Annotated in this window: 20 protein-coding genes and 2 tRNA genes; 10 read left to right on the forward strand and 12 right to left on the reverse strand. The window is 66.9% G+C overall.

Going from position 1 to position 17,157, the window contains the following annotated elements; translation table 11 throughout:
• Positions 1–184: 184 nt before the first annotated feature.
• From DS837_RS17040 to DS837_RS17055, 4 genes are all read left to right on the forward strand, one after another.
• Positions 185–1,384 carry an amino acid ABC transporter permease gene (locus DS837_RS17040; protein WP_149165852.1) on the forward strand — a complete coding sequence of 400 codons (1,200 nt, stop codon included), beginning with the start codon at positions 185–187 and terminating at the stop codon, positions 1,382–1,384.
• 5 nt (positions 1,385–1,389) lie between these two features.
• Positions 1,390–2,508 carry an amino acid ABC transporter permease gene (locus DS837_RS17045; RefSeq protein ID WP_149165853.1) on the forward strand — a complete coding sequence of 373 codons (1,119 nt, stop codon included), beginning with the start codon at positions 1,390–1,392 and terminating at the stop codon, positions 2,506–2,508.
• Between the two features lie 22 nt (positions 2,509–2,530).
• A complete protein-coding gene (locus tag DS837_RS17050; protein ID WP_149165908.1) occupies positions 2,531–3,307 on the forward strand; it encodes an amino acid ABC transporter ATP-binding protein in 777 nt (258 codons plus the stop codon).
• Between the two features lie 142 nt (positions 3,308–3,449).
• Positions 3,450–4,535, forward strand: a complete 1,086-nt coding sequence (locus DS837_RS17055) for a pyridoxal phosphate-dependent aminotransferase (protein ID WP_149165854.1) — start codon at positions 3,450–3,452, stop codon at positions 4,533–4,535.
• Here DS837_RS17055 and DS837_RS17060 read toward each other — a convergent pair.
• The 8 genes from DS837_RS17060 to DS837_RS17095 form a co-directional block, all read right to left on the reverse strand.
• The gene (locus DS837_RS17060) at positions 4,471–5,436 is read right to left on the reverse strand and encodes a DMT family transporter (RefSeq protein WP_149165855.1); all 966 of its coding nucleotides are present in this window, start codon (positions 5,434–5,436) and stop codon (positions 4,471–4,473) included. The genes DS837_RS17055 and DS837_RS17060 overlap by 65 nt on opposite strands.
• Positions 5,437–5,488: 52 nt before the next feature.
• Entirely contained in the window at positions 5,489–6,130 is a 642-nt protein-coding gene (locus DS837_RS17065) for a GNAT family N-acetyltransferase (RefSeq protein ID WP_149165856.1), read from the reverse strand.
• Entirely contained in the window at positions 6,106–6,540 is a 435-nt protein-coding gene (locus DS837_RS17070; RefSeq protein WP_149165857.1) for a GNAT family acetyltransferase, read from the reverse strand. The genes DS837_RS17065 and DS837_RS17070 overlap by 25 nt, the downstream gene beginning before the upstream one ends.
• Positions 6,537–7,424: a 3-mercaptopyruvate sulfurtransferase gene (sseA, locus tag DS837_RS17075; protein ID WP_149165858.1), complete on the reverse strand. Its 888-nt coding sequence runs from the start codon at positions 7,422–7,424 to the stop codon at positions 6,537–6,539. The genes DS837_RS17070 and sseA overlap by 4 nt, the downstream gene beginning before the upstream one ends.
• A 15-nt stretch (positions 7,425–7,439) precedes the next feature.
• On the reverse strand, positions 7,440–8,147 hold the full coding sequence (locus tag DS837_RS17080) for an alanyl-tRNA editing protein (RefSeq protein WP_149165859.1): 708 nt from the start codon (positions 8,145–8,147) through the stop codon (positions 7,440–7,442).
• A gap of 16 nt (positions 8,148–8,163) precedes the next feature.
• Complete coding sequence (locus DS837_RS17085; RefSeq protein WP_149165860.1) at positions 8,164–9,168, reverse strand: cysteine synthase A; 1,005 nt, start codon at positions 9,166–9,168, stop codon at positions 8,164–8,166.
• Between the two features lie 128 nt (positions 9,169–9,296).
• Positions 9,297–9,905, reverse strand: coding sequence for an NUDIX domain-containing protein (locus DS837_RS17090; protein WP_149165861.1), 609 nt, complete (start codon positions 9,903–9,905; stop codon positions 9,297–9,299).
• Between the two features lie 88 nt (positions 9,906–9,993).
• Positions 9,994–11,016, reverse strand: coding sequence for a S1C family serine protease (locus tag DS837_RS17095; protein ID WP_149165862.1), 1,023 nt, complete (start codon positions 11,014–11,016; stop codon positions 9,994–9,996).
• A 188-nt stretch (positions 11,017–11,204) separates the two neighbouring features.
• Between DS837_RS17095 and DS837_RS32090 the strand changes: the two genes are divergently transcribed.
• Both DS837_RS32090 and DS837_RS17100 read left to right on the forward strand, forming a co-directional pair.
• Positions 11,205–11,381, forward strand: coding sequence for a hypothetical protein (locus DS837_RS32090; protein ID WP_170295887.1), 177 nt, complete (start codon positions 11,205–11,207; stop codon positions 11,379–11,381).
• Between the two features lie 131 nt (positions 11,382–11,512).
• The gene (locus tag DS837_RS17100; RefSeq protein WP_014240444.1) at positions 11,513–11,752 is read left to right on the forward strand and encodes a hypothetical protein; all 240 of its coding nucleotides are present in this window, start codon (positions 11,513–11,515) and stop codon (positions 11,750–11,752) included.
• A gap of 50 nt (positions 11,753–11,802) precedes the next feature.
• On the opposite strand, the gene DS837_RS17105 is transcribed toward DS837_RS17100, so the two are convergent.
• The 4 genes from DS837_RS17105 to DS837_RS17120 form a co-directional block, all read right to left on the reverse strand.
• Positions 11,803–12,033 (reverse strand): hypothetical protein, encoded by a 231-nt coding sequence (locus tag DS837_RS17105; RefSeq protein ID WP_149165863.1) that lies wholly within the window; start codon positions 12,031–12,033, stop codon positions 11,803–11,805.
• Between the two features lie 195 nt (positions 12,034–12,228).
• Positions 12,229–12,304, reverse strand: a tRNA-Asn gene (locus DS837_RS17110).
• Between the two features lie 428 nt (positions 12,305–12,732).
• A complete protein-coding gene (locus DS837_RS17115) occupies positions 12,733–13,026 on the reverse strand; it encodes a YciI family protein (protein ID WP_149165864.1) in 294 nt (97 codons plus the stop codon).
• A gap of 510 nt (positions 13,027–13,536) precedes the next feature.
• Positions 13,537–13,610: transfer RNA gene (locus DS837_RS17120), tRNA-Cys, on the reverse strand.
• Positions 13,611–13,828: 218 nt separating this feature from the next.
• Here DS837_RS17120 and DS837_RS17125 point away from each other — a divergent pair.
• From DS837_RS17125 to DS837_RS17140, 4 genes are all read left to right on the forward strand, one after another.
• A complete protein-coding gene (locus tag DS837_RS17125; RefSeq protein WP_149165865.1) occupies positions 13,829–14,485 on the forward strand; it encodes a protein-L-isoaspartate O-methyltransferase family protein in 657 nt (218 codons plus the stop codon).
• A 110-nt stretch (positions 14,486–14,595) separates the two neighbouring features.
• A complete protein-coding gene (locus DS837_RS17130) occupies positions 14,596–14,922 on the forward strand; it encodes a rhodanese-like domain-containing protein (protein WP_014240448.1) in 327 nt (108 codons plus the stop codon).
• A gap of 35 nt (positions 14,923–14,957) precedes the next feature.
• Positions 14,958–16,316 (forward strand): TolC family outer membrane protein, encoded by a 1,359-nt coding sequence (locus DS837_RS17135; RefSeq protein ID WP_247889981.1) that lies wholly within the window; start codon positions 14,958–14,960, stop codon positions 16,314–16,316.
• A gap of 141 nt (positions 16,317–16,457) precedes the next feature.
• Complete coding sequence (locus DS837_RS17140) at positions 16,458–17,135, forward strand: DUF2497 domain-containing protein (RefSeq protein ID WP_149165867.1); 678 nt, start codon at positions 16,458–16,460, stop codon at positions 17,133–17,135.
• Positions 17,136–17,157 lie beyond the last annotated feature (22 nt).

Genomic DNA, 17,157 nt, shown 5'->3' on the forward strand with positions numbered 1-17,157 from the left:
CCGCGGACCACAGGGAGGCCCGCGGTCCTTCCTTTTTTGACGACGGGCGGGGCGGCCACAGGGCGACAAGAATCAATGCCCGTGCCGCAGGCCCGTTTGGGAGACGATATACGTGGCGCAAGTTGCGGCGGACGTTCGGGAGGCGGCCGACGCCCTTACGCCATGCTGGTGAGGGGAGAGAACCGTGGCCAGCGAGACCCGGGACACCGCGCGCCCAAGCGCGCCTGGCGGTGTTTCATTTTCCCTCAGCGACCCGACGGTCCGTGCCGTGTTCTACCAGGTTCTGGTGGTCGGCATCGTCATCGCGGTCGGCTGGTTCCTTATTCACAACACGCTCGACAACCTGTCGAAGCGGTCCATCGCGACGGGATTCGGATTCCTGGACCGCGAGGCCTCCTTCGGCATTGGTGAGAGCCTGATCGACTATCATCCGCGGGACAGCTACGGCCGGGCCTTCCTGGTCGGCGTGCTGAACACGCTGAAGGTGTCGATCATCGGCGTCGTGCTGGCGACCGTGCTGGGCACCCTGATCGGCGTCGCCCGCCTGTCCAGCAACTGGCTGATCGCCAAGCTGGCCTCCACCTATGTGGAGATCGTCCGCAACATCCCGCCGCTGCTCCAGCTCTTCTTCTGGTACGCGCTGGTCTCGGAAAGCATGCCGCCGGTGCGGCAGGCGCTGAACCCGATTCCCGGCGTGTTCCTGTCGCAGCGCGGCCTGTTCGTGCCGGTGCCCTCTGCCGACCCGGTGTGGGGCACAATGGGCTTCGCGCTCGCCATCGCGGTGATCGGCGTGATCTTCCTGCGGCGCTGGGCCAAGGCCCGGCAGGAGCGGACGGGTCAACCCTTCCCGATCGGATCGGCGACCCTGGGTCTGCTGATCGGCCTGCCGCTGATCGCCTACATCGCCGGCGGCGCGCCGACGGCGCTGGACGTGCCGAAGCTGCAGGGATTCAACTTCGTCGGCGGCGTGGTCCTCACTCCGGAGTTTTTCGCGATCCTGGTCGGGCTGGTCGTCTACACCGCCGCCTTCATCGCCGAGGTGGTGCGCAGCGGCATCCTGGCGGTCAACTGGGGCCAGACGGAAGCTTCGAGGGCGCTCGGCATCGACAGCGGCAAGACGCTGCGGCTCGTCGTTCTGCCGCAGGCCCTGCGGGTGATCGTGCCGCCGCTGACCAGCCAGTATCTGAACCTGACCAAGAACAGCTCGCTGGCGCTCGCCATCGGCTATCCGGATCTGGTGTCGATCGCCAACACGACGCTGAACCAGACCGGTCAGGCGATCGAGGGCGTGGCGATGATCATGGGCACCTATCTGGTCATCAGCCTGGGCATCTCGATCTTCATGAACTGGTACAACAAGCGCATCGCGCTGGTGGAGCGCTGACGGCCATGACAGACAACGTCCATACCGGCAACGTCCCCACCGGAAGCATCCCCGACGAGCGTCCGCCGTCCAACACCGTCGGCCCCGTGGCGTGGCTGCGCAACAACCTGTTCAACACCTGGTACAACGCGCTTCTGACCATCCTGATCGCCTGGCTGCTGTTCAAGGCGATCCCGCCGCTTCTCGACTGGCTGATCTTCAGCGCCAACAGCTTCGGCACGCCGCCCCAGGTGTGCCGGCAGGAGGGCGGCGCCTGCTGGACCTTCGTCAGCGAGAAGCTGCGCTTCGTCATGTTCGGCACCTTCCCGTACGAGGAGCAGTGGCGGCCGCTGATCACCATCGTGATCATCATCGCGCTGGTGCTGGCGAGCTGCGACCGCCGCTTCTGGAAGCCCTGGCTTGCCCTCGTCTGGATCGCCGGCCTCACCGCGGTGGGCGTGCTGATGTGGGGCGGCGTGCTCGGCCTGACCTATGTCGAGAACACGCTGTGGGGCGGCCTGCCGCTGACGCTGATGCTCTCGGTGGTCGGCCTGTCCGTGGCCTTCCCGGCGTCGGTCCTGCTGGCGCTCGGTCGGCGCTCGCAGCTTCCGGCCATCCGCGTGATTTCGGTGACCTACATCGAGTTGATCCGCGGCGTGCCGCTGATCAGCCTGCTGTTCATGGCCTCGGTGATGTTCCCGCTGTTCCTGCCGACCGGCGTGAATTTCGACAAGCTGCTGCGTGCCCAGATCGCCTTCATCATGTTCGCCGCCGCCTACATGGCGGAAGCGATCCGCGGCGGTCTTCAGGCCATTCCGAAGGGCCAGTACGAGGCGGCGGACGCGCTCGGCCTGAACTACTGGCAGGCGATGGGCAAGATCATCCTGCCGCAGGCGCTCGCCATCTCCATCCCGCCGCTGGTGAACACCTTCATCAGCTTCTTCAAGGACACGTCGCTGGTCATCATCATCGGCCTCTACGATCTGCTGGGCACCGCCAAGGCGGCGCTGTCCGACCCGGCGTGGCGCGGCTTCTACCGCGAGGCCTACCTGTTCATCGGCGTGATCTACTGGGTGTTCTGCTACTCGATGTCCAAATACAGCCAAAAGCTCGAACGCGACCTGCATCGCGGTCACCGTCGCTGAGGGAAAGGGAAAAGAGATGACCATGGCCCAAACCGCCGGCGCCGCGCGCAGCTTCCCCCAGGGGGAGCCGATCATCCAGTGCCGGGGCGTGCACAAGTGGTACGGCGAGTTCCACGTCCTGAAGAACATCGACCTGTCGGTCGCCAAGGGGGAGCGGATCGTGATCTGCGGCCCCTCCGGCTCCGGCAAGTCGACCATGATCCGCTGCCTGAACCGGCTTGAAGAGCACCAGAAGGGCTCCATCGTCGTCGATGGCATCGAGCTGACCGGCAATCTGAAGAACATCGAGCTGGTCCGCCGCGAAGTCGGCATGGTGTTCCAGCACTTCAACCTGTTCCCGCACCTGACCGTGCTGGAGAATTGCACGCTCGCCCCAATCTGGGTCCGCAAGAAGCCGAAGGCCGAGGCGGAGGAAATGGCGATGCGCTACCTGAAGCGGGTGCGCATTGCGGAGCAGGCGCACAAGTACCCTGGCCAGCTCTCCGGCGGGCAGCAGCAGCGTGTGGCCATCGCCCGTTCGCTGTGCATGAGCCCGAAGGTGATGCTGTTCGACGAGCCGACCTCCGCGCTGGACCCCGAGATGGTGAAGGAGGTGCTGGACGTCATGATCGGTCTGGCCGAGGACGGCATGACCATGCTCTGCGTGACGCACGAAATGGGCTTCGCCAAGTCGGTCGCCGACCGCGTCATCTTCATGGACCGCGGCGAGATCGTCGAGCAGAACACGCCCAACGAGTTCTTCAACAGCCCGCAGTCGGAGCGGACGAAGCTGTTCCTCAGCCAGATCCTGAACCACTGATACCCGCCGACCGCGTCGGAGTGGCTTGTTCCGGCGCGGTAAACCAGCGCAACCCGCAACGAACGCTGGCGGGTTGTGCCGGTTTCGGGTTGAATGCAGTCCGTTCGTGCTGTTTGCCGCTATGCACAACGGAGCCTGCCTGATGGAGCTGCTGAGTCCCCGTCCCGGAATTGGCCAGATCAAGCCCTACCGTCCCGCCCGACCACCGGAGGACGGGGCCGCCTGGGTCGATCTGTCGCTGACGGTCAATCCGCTGGGACCCGGCAAGAAGGCGCTCACCGCCTACCGCCATGTGGCGGCGCAAATCCACCGCTATCCCGACTGGTCGCAGGACCGCCTGCGCCACGCGATCGCCCGGCGCTACGATCTGGACGCCGGCCACATCACCTGCGCCAACGGCTCCGACGAGATGATCCACCTCGTCACCCAGGCCTTCGCCGGGCCGGGGGACGAAGTGCTGTGCCACGAGCACGGCTACCGCGGCTTCATGAAGGCGATCCGCGCCGCCGGGGCGACCCCGGTCGTCGCCGCGGAACGGGATCTGGTCGTCGATGTCGAGGCGATGATCGACCGGGCGAACGAGAAGACGAAGCTCTGCTTCCTCGCCAACCCGAACAACCCGACCGGCACCTACATTCCGTCGGACATGGTCCTGCGGCTGCGCGCCGGCCTGCCGTCGCACACTCTGCTGGTTCTGGACTCGGCTTACGCCGACTATTGCCGCCGCGACAACTACAGCAACGGGACGGAGATCGTCGAGTCTTCCGACAACGTCCTGATGGTGCGCACCTTCTCCAAGCTGCATGGGCTGGCCGGGCTGCGCGTCGGCTGGGCCTATGGCCCGGCGGGGGTGATCGAGGCGGTCAACCAGACGCGCGGCCCCTTCAACGTCGGGATCGCCGCCCAGGCCGCGGCGGAGGCCGCCATCGCCGACATCGAGCATGAGGAGGCGACCTTCGCCCACAACAGCGCGTGGCTGCCCTGGCTGAGCCACGAGCTGGAGCAGCTCGGCGTGCGCGTCTATCCCAGCGTCTGCAACTTCATCCTGGCGCGCATCCCGACCGACCCGTCGCTCGGCGTCCAGGCGGTGCTGGACCATCTGGCGCGCCGCGGCATCCTGGTGAAGCCCACCCAGGATTACGGGCTGGCCGACTGCCTGCGCATCACGGTCGGGCGGGAGGACGAAAACCGGGCTCTGGTCGCGGCTCTGGGAGAGATTCTGAACTGATTTCCGGCTCCTCGCCGGGAACCGGCTCGGGGATGAGATCAGGGATAGGATCTGGATGCTGGGCGTGTTCGCGGGCGAAGATGAACAGCCCGGAACCGACCACGATGACGATGCCGACCAGCGAGAGCAGGTCCGGCCACTCGTCGAAGAAGATCGCCCCGATGGCCAGCGCCCACAGGATCTGGCTGTACTGGGCCGCCCCCACCCGGTCGGCCGGGGCGAAGGCGGCGGCCAGGGTGAACAGGGCCTGGGCGGCGAAGGTCGTGGTGGCGAAGCCCACCGTCAGAATCCACTGCTCCCGCGTCGGCCACTCGAAGCCGGGGATCATCAGCAGGCCGGACGCGACGGCGGTCGACAGGAACACCGTCCCGATCAGGGTGAAGCGCTTCTCGGAATGCCCAATCATCCGCCCGGTGATGACCACGACGGCGGAGCTGAAGGCGCAGCCGAGCGCCGCGAAATGGCCGGGCAGCAGTTCGCGGAAGCCGGGGCGGGCGACGATCAGCACGCCGATGAAGGCCGCCCCGATGGCCAGCCGCCGACGCCAGCGCACCGGCTCCTTCAGCACGACGATCGAGAGCAGCGTCACGAGGCTGGGCATCAGGAAGATCATCGCGAAGGCTTCCGCAAAGGGTAGGCTTCGGAACGACATGACGCTGAGCGGGGTGGACGCCGCCACGAAGACCAGCCGCACCGTCATCAGCCAGGGCCGGTTCCAGCGCAGCAGATCACCGACCCGGTCGCCCCTGGTCATGAAGACCGGGGAGAGCAGCAACGGCAGGATGTAGGCGAAGAACGTGACCTCGAAGGGGTCCAGCCCATGCCCGATCGCCTTTACCAGCGCATCGCCCCAGGCGAAGAAGGCGAAGGCCAGGAACGCGAACAGAATGCCCTTCGTCATGGCGACGGACTCCCGGCGTTCGGAACGGCGAAGAGCGAACCTGGACGGCCCGTCACTCGTTGATCGGAATGTGCGGGGCCGAGGTCCGCGGCAGCCAGCCGAGGAGCCGGGGATCGCGGATTTCGCGGGTCACATGCCGGTAGGGCACGAACCCCATCGACTGGTAGAGCGGCAGCGCCTTCGGATGGTCGAAGGTGCAGGTGTTGACGAGAAGCCGCGTCGTCCCGCCCTGCCAGGCCAGCCGGATCGCCGTGTCGAGCAGCCAGGGGCCGAGCTTCAGGCCGATGAAGTCCGGGATCAGCCCGAAATAGGCCAGATCGGTGTCCTCCTCCCGCCGGTCGATCTCGGCGTAGCCGGCCGGCGTGCCGTTCACGTAGAGGACCCAGATCTCGACCCGCGGGTCGGTGACGACACGCCCCAGTTCCGGCATCGGCATCCGCCGCCGCTCGTGCCACAGCCAGGGCTCGCCCACCGTGTCGTAGAGATAGCGGTAGTAGGAGGCGGTCGGCGGGTTGGCCCGCACCAGCGCCACGTCGCCCGCCGGGCGGGGCAGCGCCGCGTGGGCCGGTGGCGTCGTCATCTCCAGATAGGTGACGATGACGGACAGGCAGCCGGGCGGCGCCGGCGCCGCGAGCTGGGAGTGCGACAGGGACGTCCGGGGAGGCGGCGTCAGGGAGAATCGGTCTTCAGCCATTTCTGCATCACGGTAACGGGACCGGTGGCATAGCCCAGCCGCTCATAGAACGCCACCACGGCGTGGTTCGTCGCGCGCACCATGAGTTGCGCCTTGGGCATGCCTGCCTCCACAAGCCAGCCCTCCGCCGCCCGGACCATCGCCCGGCCATGGCCGCGCCCGCGACAGGCGGGATCGACCGCCAGATAGTAAAACCAGCCGCGGTGTCCGTCATGACCGACCATGACGGATGCGACGGTACGGTCCCCGTCGCGGCCGATCAGGATCGTGGCGTTCGGTTTCGATACCGCGAGCTCGATATCCGCTACCGGGTCGTTCCACGGGACCACGAGGTTGCAGGCGGTCCACAGCGCCACCACGTCGTCGCGGTCCGCCGCCTCATAATGGCGGATGCTCAGCGCACCGCTCACCGCTTCGCCGGCCCGGTTTCAAGCGGAAGGTCGCTGCGCAGCCCCCATTCCGCCCAGGACCCGTCATAAACGGCCACGTCCTCCTTGCCGGCCGCGGCCAGCCCGAGTGCCAGCACGCAGGCGGTCACGCCGCTGCCGCAGGAGGCGACGATGGGACGCTCCAGGTCGAGACCGGCGCCCTTCGCCCGCTCCGCGATGGTTTCCGGCGGCAGCAGGGTCTTGCTCTCCGCGTCGATCAGGTCCGTAAAGGGCAGGTTCAGGCTGCCGGGGATGCGCCCGCTGCGGCGGCCCGGCCAGGGCTCGACGACAGCGCCCTCGTAGCGGTTGGCGCCGCGGGCGTCCACCACCTGATCCACTTGCGAGTCGATGTTGGCGAGCACGTCGTCGGCTCGGCGCAGCAAGCCGGGCCGCAGCGCCGCCGTGAACGCCGCCGGGGCCGGGTCGGCCGGGCCGGCTTCCAGGGAACGGCCCTCCGCGATCCATTTCGGCAGGCCACCGTCCAGAACGGCGACGGGGCCGTGCCCGAACAGGCGGAACATCCACCAGACACGCGCGGCGGCGGTGGCCATGCCAGCGCTGTCATAGACGACCACCGTGTCGCCGCTGCCGACGCCGAGCGCCCCGACCTTGGCCGCGAAGGTCGCCTCGTCCGGCACCATGTGCGGCAGGGGGTGGGTGTCCGGCTGCGCCACGTCGTCGATGTCGATGCGCACGGCGCCGGGAATGTGCCGCTCCAGGAACTCGGCGCCCGGGTCGCGGTCGGAACCGGGCATGAACCAGGAGGCGTCGAGGACGCGCAGGCCCGGCTGGCCCAGCCGTTCCGCCAGCCAAGCCGTCGGGACGATCGGGCCGGGGAGGGTGAGCGTGGTTTGCGACTCGGTCATGAAGTATCTCCCCGTTCAATCACGCAGCGCGACGATCACGCGCCGGTTCTGCTTGCCCTTGTTCTCGATCTTCACGACGTCGAGCCCGCCGATTTCGCCCAGACGCTTCACATGGGTGCCGCCGCAGGGTTGGCGGTCCACCCCGGCGATGTCCACCAGCCGGACGCGGCCGTGACCCCGCGGCGGCTTCACCGTCAGGGTGCGGATCAACTCGGGGTTGGCGTCCAGTTCCTCGTCGGTGATCCACAGCGAGCCGACCGGCGTGTCCGCGGCAACCAGCCGGTTCAGGGCCGCCGCGATGGCCTCCTTGTCGAGCCCCTCGGTCGGGACGTTGAAATCGACGCGGCTGCGCTCCGCCCCGACCTGAGCGCCGGTGATCGAGGCGCCGGGCAGGACCGCGCAGACGAGATGCAGCGCGGTGTGCATTCGCATGTGGCGATGTCGGCGGTCCCAGTCGATCTCGGCTTCCACTGGCGTGCCGGGGGCGGGCAGGGGCGCCCCAGGCTCGAGCACATGGATGACGTCGTCCGGCCCGTCGCCCTTCACCGTGTCCACGATACGCAGTGTGGCACCGGCGATGCGCAGCAGCCCGGTGTCTCCGGGCTGGCCGCCGCCGTTGGGGTAGAAGACCGTCCGGTCCAACCGGATGCCCCGCTCGTCCGCGGATGTCACGGTGGCGGTGCAGGAGGTGGCGTAGGCGTCCTCGCGGAAGATCAGTTCCATGGAACCTCGGGTGCGTTTACGAATCCAGCCAATCGGGCACGGGCAGATTCTTCTCACGCAGGAAGGCCGGATTGAAGAGTTTCGATTGGTAGCGCTGCCCTCCGTCGCAGAGAATCGTCACGATGGTGTGGCCCGGCCCCATCTCCTTGGCGATTCGGGTGGCCGCCGCCACGTTGATTCCGCTGGAACCGCCCAACACCAGACCCTGCGACTTGATCAGGTCGAAGATGACCGGCAGGGCCTCCTCGTCGGTAATCTGCAGCGCCTGATCGACCGGAGCGCCCTCCAGGTTGGCGGTGATCCGGCCCTGGCCGATGCCTTCGGTGATCGAGCTGCCCTCGGCCTTCAGCGTCCCATGGGCGTAGTGATGGTAGAGGGAGGCACCCATCGGGTCGGCCAGAACGATGCGGACGTCCGGATTGCGCTCCTTCAGCGCCAGCCCGACGCCGGCCAGCGTGCCGCCGCTGCCCACCGCGCAGGTGAAGGCGTCGATCCGCCCCTCGGTCTGGGTCCAGATTTCCGGACCGGTGGTCAGGCGATGGCCTTCGCGGTTCGCCACATTGTCGAACTGGTTGGCCCAGACGGCTCCGTTCGGCTCGGTCTTCGCCAGTTCCTCGGCCAGACGCCCCGAATAGCGGACGTAGTTGTCGGGGTTGGAATAGGGCACCGCCGGCACCAGACGAAGGTCGGCGCCGACGAGGCGCAGCATGTCCTTCTTCTCCTGGCTCTGCGTCTCCGGCATAACGATGACGGTGCGGTAGCCGAGCGCGTTGCCGACCAGCGCCAGTCCGATGCCGGTGTTGCCCGCCGTGCCCTCCACGATGGTGCCGCCGGGGCGCAGCAGGCCCCGGCGTTCGGCGTCGCGGACGATGGCCAGGGCCGCGCGGTCCTTCACCGACCCACCGGGGTTGAGGAACTCCGCCTTGCCCAGGATCTCGCATCCCGTGGCCTTCGACGGCCCTTCCAGCCGAATCAGCGGCGTGTTGCCGATGGAGCCGATGAAGCCGGTGCGGATGTCCACGGACTGTCTCCCGAATCGAATGATGAACCGGGCAACACTATCGGATTGCGCACCAGGGAATTCAAGGTCGGCTTGTGAAATGCAGCATTGAACGAAATTTCTTCGTTCTTTCTACTTCCCAGCCCTCTCTATTTTCCGATCCACTGGGCACGCAGCCGGTCACGGTTCCGCGCGAACCATCCCAGCGCGATGATGGCGATGGAGTTGTTGAGCGTGTTCTCGTCGAGCCGCCGGATCGCCTCGTCGGCCGGGACGACCATGATGCGGATGTCCTCATGCTCGTCCGCGCAGCCGCCCGTCGCGGCGAGGCCCCGGCTGTCCACCCGTCCGCAGAAGACGGTGACATGCTCGTCGTAAGCGCCCGGGCTGGGATAGTAGTCGCAGATCGTCTCGATGTCCTGGACGGTGCAACCGGCCTCCTCCATGGCCTCGCGCCGCGCCACCTGCTCGGGCGTTTCGCCCTCGTCCAGAAGGCCGGCGACGATTTCCGTGAGCCATCCCCGCCCGCCGGCCGAAGCCGAGCCGACCCGGAACTGTTCGATCAGCACCACGCTGTCGCGGTCCGGATCGTAAAGCAGCACGCCCACGGCTTCGCCGCGCACGCAGACCTCCCGCGGCGGCAGGACACCGCTCCAGGAGCCGTCGAACTTCCTGTGGCGCAGGCGGTAGACGTCGACCTTGAGATAGCCGTCGTAGACTCTCTTCTTCTCTTGGACCTCGATGTCCGGATGATCCACGGGCGGGGCTCCTTGGCTTGCGGGGCGTGCACGGTCCAAGGATGTAGCGCATCCGCCCGTCCGGGGCGAGGCGACCGGGGATTTTCCCTCAGAAGGTCGGGTTCAGCTTCAGCGTGCTGTAGCGGTCGGCGGACGGGACGGCGACCGGCTCCAGCTTGGGGCCGCGCAGCAGCTCCAGCGGCACGGTGACGCCGGCCGGGCCCAGGCCCCAGACTTTGCGATAGAAATCCGCCAACCCCTTTGGCCGCTGGCCGGCGACCCCGACAATCATGTCGCCCGGTTGGATTCCCACGGTCGCCGCGGGGCTCTGTGGGGTGACCCGCTCGACCATCAGGCGGCCCTGCTCCTCGCGCAGCGTGACGCCCAGCCACGGCCGCGCGGGTTCCTGCCGCCGTCCGAACGCCAGGAGGTCGGCCAGGATCGGCTTTAGGGCGGAGACCGGAACGAACATGTTGCCGGGAATGCCGCCATGGGCCGGAACCGCGTCGCGCACGATCAGCGAGCCGATCCCGACCAGTTCGCCCTTGCGGTCGATCAGGGCGGCGCCGTTGAAACCCATGATCGGTGGTGTGGTGAAGATCGCCTCGTCCAGCAGATACTCCCAGTAACCGGCGAACTCGCGTTTCGCGGCGATCAGCACCGGCTGCACCCCGGTGGACCCTTGCCGGGTGAGCACCATGGCGCGCTCCCCCTCCTTGATCGCGTCGGAGTCGCCGAGCCGGACGGGTGCGGCGCTGAACCCCATGCCGGCGCGCAGCAGCCCGAAGCCGCTGGCCTGATCGTAGGCCACGAACTCCGCGGGATAGCCGCGCCCCTCGCCGGTGGTGACCTGGAGCTGCGCCGCCTCCAGAATCGTGTAGCCAATAGTGAGGATCAGTCCGGCCCCGTCGATGACGACGCCGGTCCCCTCGCGCTCCGTGCCGAGCGAGCGAGCGCTCTGGCTGTCGGGAAGGATGGTGGCGGAGATGCGGACCAGGGCGCCCGACAGCTTCGCCGCGTCGAGCTGGTCGGCCCGCGCCGCAGGGATGGGAAGAAGCACCGTGAGGAAGGCCGCAAAGAAGGTCGCAAACAAGGTCATCGTCCGGGGGATGCGGCGCCAGCGACCCGTCATTTTTCCCTCCCTTGGCGGAGTCGAGTCGGGCGGACGCCGGATTGCTCGATCCCCGGATTAAACATGAGCGTCGGGGCGCTTCCATCAAGGGGTTCCCCGATTCGACCGAAGCCTCTCTGACCGGTCCGTGAAACCTCCGCCCGCCGCGCAACGTTACCCGTATCAGCGACACCACGAAGGACGGGACGATGCCCATCAACAGCGAACGCGAACTCGAACAGGCGGTGGAGGAATTTCAGCGTCTCGCCGACGAGCCAGCCGGTTCGCCCGGCGAGCGCCGGAAACTCGAACTGGATGCGGAGATCAAGGCCTTCTACGTCCAGCACTCCGATGACATGCGCAAAGGCAAGCCACGGCACGAGTGACGCGCTGCCGCCGACACCGGCGCGCATTTCTTCATCGACGCGGAGGGGGCGGCTGACCGACACTGCCGCCGCTCCCGGGCCGGATCGCCGCCCCGGGACGCCGCCGTTGAAGGAAGGAGCGCGTCCCCACGATGAAGCGAATCGACAATTGCTACACCTGCCTGTTCTGGGAAGGGCAGGGCATCCGCCAGAGGGGACCGAAGGGCCTGTGCCGCCGCTTTCCACCGCAGGTGACCCCCCGCGATACGGAAGGACGCTTTCCGATCACCCTCTCCACCGACTGGTGCGGCGAATGGAAACGTGACATCGGCGACCCCGCCGGCGAGGCCGCGGACAACCGCCTGATCTACGATGACCCGCAACCCCGATAGGCGAACGGGACGGGGCTGCATTGGTGTCGGTTGCCCTTCTGCGCTTCGGTTCAGCGGCGCATCGGTGTGACCACCATGGAGCGCTGGTTTTCCGGCAAGACCGCCTCGCCACGAAACAGCATCCGATTCCAATCGACGCTCAGCAGGGCGACGGCCACCGCCATGGACAGGGCGATGATCGCCACCGCGCCGACCCAGCCACCGCCTCCTTGCCGGCCATCGGACTGTGAAGTCCCGTCCTTCGGCGCGAGGAAATGAAAGTTGAGTGGGAAAATGGTCATGGGTCGCCTCCACCGCTGAACAGGCGCAATCCCGACTCGAAGGGTATTCTATGAAAGTGTAACGCCGGGAGGCATGCGGCGGCATCAGGCCTTCGGTCGGAACGCTCGTTCCTTCGGATGATGCCGGAAGCGGTGGAGAAGAATTCCGCTATGAGAAAAGGCCGAGCCCACAGGGACTCGGCCTTTTCATCGAAGTGGCTCCCGGTGCTGGACTCGAACCAGCGACACGCGGATTAACAGTCCGCTGCTCTACCGACTGAGCTAACCGGGATCAGTCTGACCGGCCTTGCGAGATGCAACGTCCGGCGTGTGCGGCTGTATAGCTGACCATCCAATGCTTGCCAAGTCTTTTGATGGCAAAAAAAGACGGCCGGAGCGGGGCAGGGAAGCCGAGCGCCTTACGATTCGTGTGTCCGCCCTGCGGCGGGCGCTCCAACGCTGCCGCTTCTCCACCATCGCGGAGCATGAAACCTCGGGTGGCTGACGGCCAACACGGTCGATGCCAACATGGTTGAGCAGGCCCAAGCCAAGCGAATTGGGCGCAGCAGTGGGGGGCTGACCATAGCGCTGCATACACCGGCGAGGTGTGGCGGTGCGGGCGTGGCTCGGGTCACAGGCGGCCAAAGCGATGGCGGTCGCGTGATGCACGCTCCGGCACGAGCACGCTGTCTATGGAGAGGTCAGCGCAGCTCGCAACCGCTACAACGTGACCGGTCGATCGATGGCCTTGCCCCAAACCAGCAACTCGTAGCGCCTGAATTCCGGCCGATAGTAGGGATCGCCCTCGACCAGTTTCACCGCTTCGTCCCGGCTCTCGACGTCGAGCACCCACAAGCCTCCGACGAAGGGCGCACCCGATTCCGGACGGAGACCGCCACCGATCAAAATCTTATCGCGGTTGGCATCAAGGTAGGCGAGATGGGCGGCGCCATGCTGCTGACGAACCTCCAGCATCTCCGGCGTATCGGTGAACAACGCGATCCATCGGGCCATGGGAATCCTCCCAGCGTTCTTGTCCACGCAGCTTACTTCTGCGGGGGAGGGGCCGCTAGCCAAACTGACAAAACCGCTCCGGGTTTCCTGAAGGCCCCGTTTCTTTCCCGTTTCTTTAAAGAATGGGGCAAAGGTCGGTCGTTCGTTGTTGTTCCGGCTTGCAGCGTCGGGAATTTCGCCGCTGGCATCCCCCGCCTACCGCCCCCAGACTCGGACACTGTGGCAAGAGCCACAATTGATAGGGAGGGGGGCAGTGTAGCACCGTCCCGGATTCGGCTCCCAAGACCCCCAGCCCGCCATTCGCGCCCGGAAGGATAGGGGCAGGACTACGGCGAGTCGGCAGGGCAGAAAAAGGGCTTCGTTGGGTGACGGTTCAAACCACGAACGGCCACCTCCGGGCAAGGCCGAAACCTTGGGGGCAATGGGAGCAATGGGAGAAAATCGAGTGCCCTGGGCCATCGGGCTTCAGGGCGAAAGGCTGAAAACCCTAAGGTATCCAACGGTCAAGGATGGAGGCACGGGCGGGAATCGAACCCACGTACACGGATTTGCAGTCCGCTGCATCACCACTCTGCCACCGCGCCATCCTTGCGTCCGGCACCCCCTAGCGGGAGCGCCGCGGCGTGGGAGCGGACGTATACTGCGGTTCATGGGGGTGGTCAAGCGCCTTCGTCGCGTTATCTCGATGATCCGGTGCGGCGTTGTGTTCGTGAGACTTTGAAGATATATACGCGACGAGGCAGCGAGGCCGCGCACTACGGCTTGGCGCCGCGCTCCGTCCACCAGATTGTAAGCGACCGCCATGTCCGAATACGCCGCCGCCCGTCTCAACATGGTCGAAGGGCAGATCCGACCGAACAAGGTGACCGACCAGCGCCTGGTCGATGCCATGCTCGACATTCCCCGTGAACAGTTCGTTCCAAAGGCGGCGCGCGGCATCGCCTATGTGGACGAGGATCTCGCCATCGGCAACGGCCGCTATCTGATGGAGCCGATGGTCTTCGCCCGCATGCTCCAGGAAGTGGGCATCGACGCGACCGACGTCGTGCTCGACATCGGCAGCGGCTCCGGCTATTCGACCGCCGTGCTGGCCCGGCTCGCGGCCACCGTGGTTGGCATCGAGTCCGACGCCGAGCTGGCCCGGCAGGCGACGGAATCGCTGAGCGCGGTCGGCGTCGACAACGCCGTCGTCATCACCGCTCCGCTGACCGAAGGCTACCCGCAGCAGGCCCCCTACGACGTGATCGTGATCGAGGGACTGGTGTCGGAGGTGCCGGAGGGCATCCTGGCCCAGCTGGGCGAGGGCGGCCGGCTGGTCGCCGCCGTTCTCGGTGACCGCGGGGTCGGCGAAGTGAAGCTGTATCAGCGCAGCGGCGGAGTCACCTCGGCCCGCACGCTGTTCGAGGCGCACACGCACCCGCTGCCCGGTTTCGAAGCCAAGCCGAAATTCGTATTCTGATTTCTGAGTGAGTGATCCCAGGGGCTTCGGCCCTTTTCGACTTGTCCCCCAGCCTGTCACCTTGCCTTTCACCGGCCGCGGTCCTGCGGCCCGCAGCGGAGAATCAAGGCATGCCGGCGCCGTTTGACATGGACGTCGAGGATCTGGACCGCATCCGGACATCGGGTGGCGATCCGCTGGTGCTCGACGTACGGGAACCGGGGGAGGTGGCTATCTGCGCCCTTCCCGACAGCCTCCACATTCCGATGGGGGCGCTGCCCGCCCGCGTCGGGGAGTTGCCGCGGGACCGCGACATCGTGGTCGTCTGCCATCACGGCGGACGCAGCGCGCAGGTGACCATGTGGTTGCGTTCCCAGGGATTTTCCCGCGCCACCAATCTGAATGGCGGGGTGGATGCCTGGGCGCGCCGAATCGACCCGAACATGAAGGTCTATTGAACATGACTGTGCGAAGCCGTTTCGCGCGCCATTTGATGGCGACCGCCCTCACGCTGGGGGTTGCCTTCGTCGGGGGCATCGACACCGCGTCGGCCCAATCCCTCGAAGACGCGCTAGCGCAGGCCTATTCCAACAACCCGGCGCTCGCCGCCCAGCGCGCGCGCCAGCGCGCCGTGGACGAAAGCGTCCCGCAGGCTCTGTCCGGCTACCGTCCGACGGTGCGGGCGACCGCGGGCATCACCCGCAACGCCACCAACAGCACCTTTCAGGGTGGCGAAACCGGCGCCGAGAACAACGCCAAGAGCGTCGGCGTCACCGCCACCCAGCCGCTCTACGACGCGACCGTAGGTCCGGCCGTCCGCCGCGCCGAGCGTACCGTCGAAGCCCAGCGCGCCACCGTGCTCGCCAACGAACAGCAGATCCTGCTGAACGCCGCGGCGGCCTATCTGGACGTCGTGCAGAATCAGGCGGTGCTGGAGCTGCAGGCCAACAACGAGCAGGTCCTGCGCCGCCAGCTCGACGCCGCGCGCGATCGTTTCCGCGTCGGCGAATACACCCGCACCGACGTCAGCCAGTCGGAATCGCGTCTGGCCGCCTCCATCGCCGCCCGCATCTCCGCCGAAGGCACGTTGCAGGCATCGCGCGCGACCTATGAGCGCGTCGTCGGTTCGATGCCGGGCAAGCTGAAGGCGCCGAAGCCGAAGTTCAAGCTGCCGGGGACGCTCGACGAAGTCGTCGAGATGGCCCGCTCCAACAACCCGTCGGTGCTGTCGGCAACCTACACGGAAGCGGCGCAGCGCGAGGCGGTGGACCAGCAGTTCGGCCGCCTGCTCCCGTCGGCCAACCTGTCGGCGCAGGCCAACCGCACCATCGACGCCGGCCGTTCGTCGGGCATCGACATCAAGCGGCAGGACGGCGCTCAGCTCACCGCGCAGATCACCATCCCGCTCTATCAGGCCGGCCTGCCGGAAGCGCTGACCCGCGAGGCGAAGCACACGGCGAATCAGGCCCGCCTGCAGATCGACGACACGCGTCGCCAAGCGGTTGAGGCGGCGATCAGCGCGTGGCAGGGGCTGCAGGCCGCGCGGGCGAGCATTGAGTCCTACAACTCCCAGATCCGGGCCGCCGAGATCGCGCTGGAAGGCGTGCGCCAGGAAGCCCAGGTCGGATCGCGCACCGTGCTTGACGTGCTGAACCAGGAGCAGGAACTGCTCAACGCCCGCGTCAACCTCGTCCGCGCCCAGCGGACCGAGATGGTCCAGGCTTTCACGGTCCTCGGCGCGATCGGCCAGTTGACGGCGCGGCAGCTCAACCTGCCGGTCCAGTATTACGACGCCGACACGCACTACAAGCAGGTGCGGAACAAGTGGATCGGAACCGGCGTGCCGGAGTGAACGCACTTGAGCGCCCCTTCAAGGGTGATCGTCCCCGGATGATCGAAACGGCCCGCCTCGGCGGGCCGTTTTTGTCTGGTGGCTTTTTACCCAGTCCTGCCCTAGTGTCCGCGTCAGGATGACGTCTCCGGGTTTGCCACGATGAGCGATAAAGGCCAGCAAGAACCGTCGATGGAGGAGATCCTCGCCTCCATCCGCCGCATCATCTCGGAGGATGGCGAACCCGCGAAGGCGGAAGCGGCGCCCCCGCCGCCACCCCCGCCACCACCACCTCCTCCGCCGCCCCCGCCGCCGCCTCCCATGGAGGATGACGACGATGACGTTCTGGAACTCACCCAGATGCTCCAGGACGAGGGGAGGGACGAGCCCGACGAGCCGGAGCCCGATCCGTGGCGCGACGAGCCGTCCTTCGGCGGCATGGCCGATCCGGAGCCGGCGTATCATGCGCCGGACCCCGAACCGCCGCCCCCGCCGCCGCGACCGACCGCGAAACGTCCGGCGCCGGCTTTCGACGATTTCGACGACGACGAGCCGCCTCCGCCGCGACCACGCATTCGTCCGTCGGGACTCGATGACGGGCTGATCTCCCGCCGGGTGGCCGAGGAATCGTCCCACCATTTCACGCATCTGGCGCGCCAGCTCGGCGACGACCTGTCCATCGGCCCGATGCCCGTCGGCGTCCGCACCGTGGAGGAAGTCGTCCGCGAACTGTTGAAGCCGCTGCTGAAGGAGTGGCTGGACGAGAATCTGCCGACCATCGTCGAACGGCTGGTGCAGCAGGAAATCGACCGGATGATCCGGCGCTCCCAAAAATTCTGAGCGGCGCCACGCCCGCCACGCA

The sequence above is a fragment of the Azospirillum brasilense genome (assembly GCF_008365405.1).
Taxonomy (GTDB): Bacteria; Pseudomonadota; Alphaproteobacteria; order Azospirillales; family Azospirillaceae; genus Azospirillum; species Azospirillum brasilense_D.

Excerpts from the sequence above, each read along its gene's own strand:
- DS837_RS17045 (WP_149165853.1), top strand. The coding sequence starts at position 1,390 with ATGACAGACAACGTCCATACCGGCAACGTCCCCACCGGAAGCATCCCC.
- DS837_RS17050 (WP_149165908.1), top strand. The coding sequence starts at position 2,531 with ATGGCCCAAACCGCCGGCGCCGCGCGCAGCTTCCCCCAGGGGGAGCCG.
- DS837_RS17055 (WP_149165854.1), top strand. The coding sequence starts at position 3,450 with ATGGAGCTGCTGAGTCCCCGTCCCGGAATTGGCCAGATCAAGCCCTAC.
- DS837_RS17060 (WP_149165855.1), bottom strand. The coding sequence starts at position 5,436 with ATGACGAAGGGCATTCTGTTCGCGTTCCTGGCCTTCGCCTTCTTCGCC.
- DS837_RS17065 (WP_149165856.1), bottom strand. The coding sequence starts at position 6,130 with ATGGCTGAAGACCGATTCTCCCTGACGCCGCCTCCCCGGACGTCCCTG.
- sseA (WP_149165858.1), bottom strand. The coding sequence starts at position 7,424 with ATGACCGAGTCGCAAACCACGCTCACCCTCCCCGGCCCGATCGTCCCG.
- DS837_RS17080 (WP_149165859.1), bottom strand. The coding sequence starts at position 8,147 with ATGGAACTGATCTTCCGCGAGGACGCCTACGCCACCTCCTGCACCGCC.
- DS837_RS17095 (WP_149165862.1), bottom strand. The coding sequence starts at position 11,016 with ATGACGGGTCGCTGGCGCCGCATCCCCCGGACGATGACCTTGTTTGCG.
- DS837_RS32090 (WP_170295887.1), top strand. The coding sequence starts at position 11,205 with ATGCCCATCAACAGCGAACGCGAACTCGAACAGGCGGTGGAGGAATTT.
- DS837_RS17100 (WP_014240444.1), top strand. The coding sequence starts at position 11,513 with ATGAAGCGAATCGACAATTGCTACACCTGCCTGTTCTGGGAAGGGCAG.
- DS837_RS17105 (WP_149165863.1), bottom strand. The coding sequence starts at position 12,033 with ATGACCATTTTCCCACTCAACTTTCATTTCCTCGCGCCGAAGGACGGG.
- DS837_RS17115 (WP_149165864.1), bottom strand. The coding sequence starts at position 13,026 with ATGGCCCGATGGATCGCGTTGTTCACCGATACGCCGGAGATGCTGGAG.
- DS837_RS17125 (WP_149165865.1), top strand. The coding sequence starts at position 13,829 with ATGTCCGAATACGCCGCCGCCCGTCTCAACATGGTCGAAGGGCAGATC.
- DS837_RS17130 (WP_014240448.1), top strand. The coding sequence starts at position 14,596 with ATGCCGGCGCCGTTTGACATGGACGTCGAGGATCTGGACCGCATCCGG.
- DS837_RS17135 (WP_247889981.1), top strand. The coding sequence starts at position 14,958 with ATGGCGACCGCCCTCACGCTGGGGGTTGCCTTCGTCGGGGGCATCGAC.
- DS837_RS17140 (WP_149165867.1), top strand. The coding sequence starts at position 16,458 with ATGAGCGATAAAGGCCAGCAAGAACCGTCGATGGAGGAGATCCTCGCC.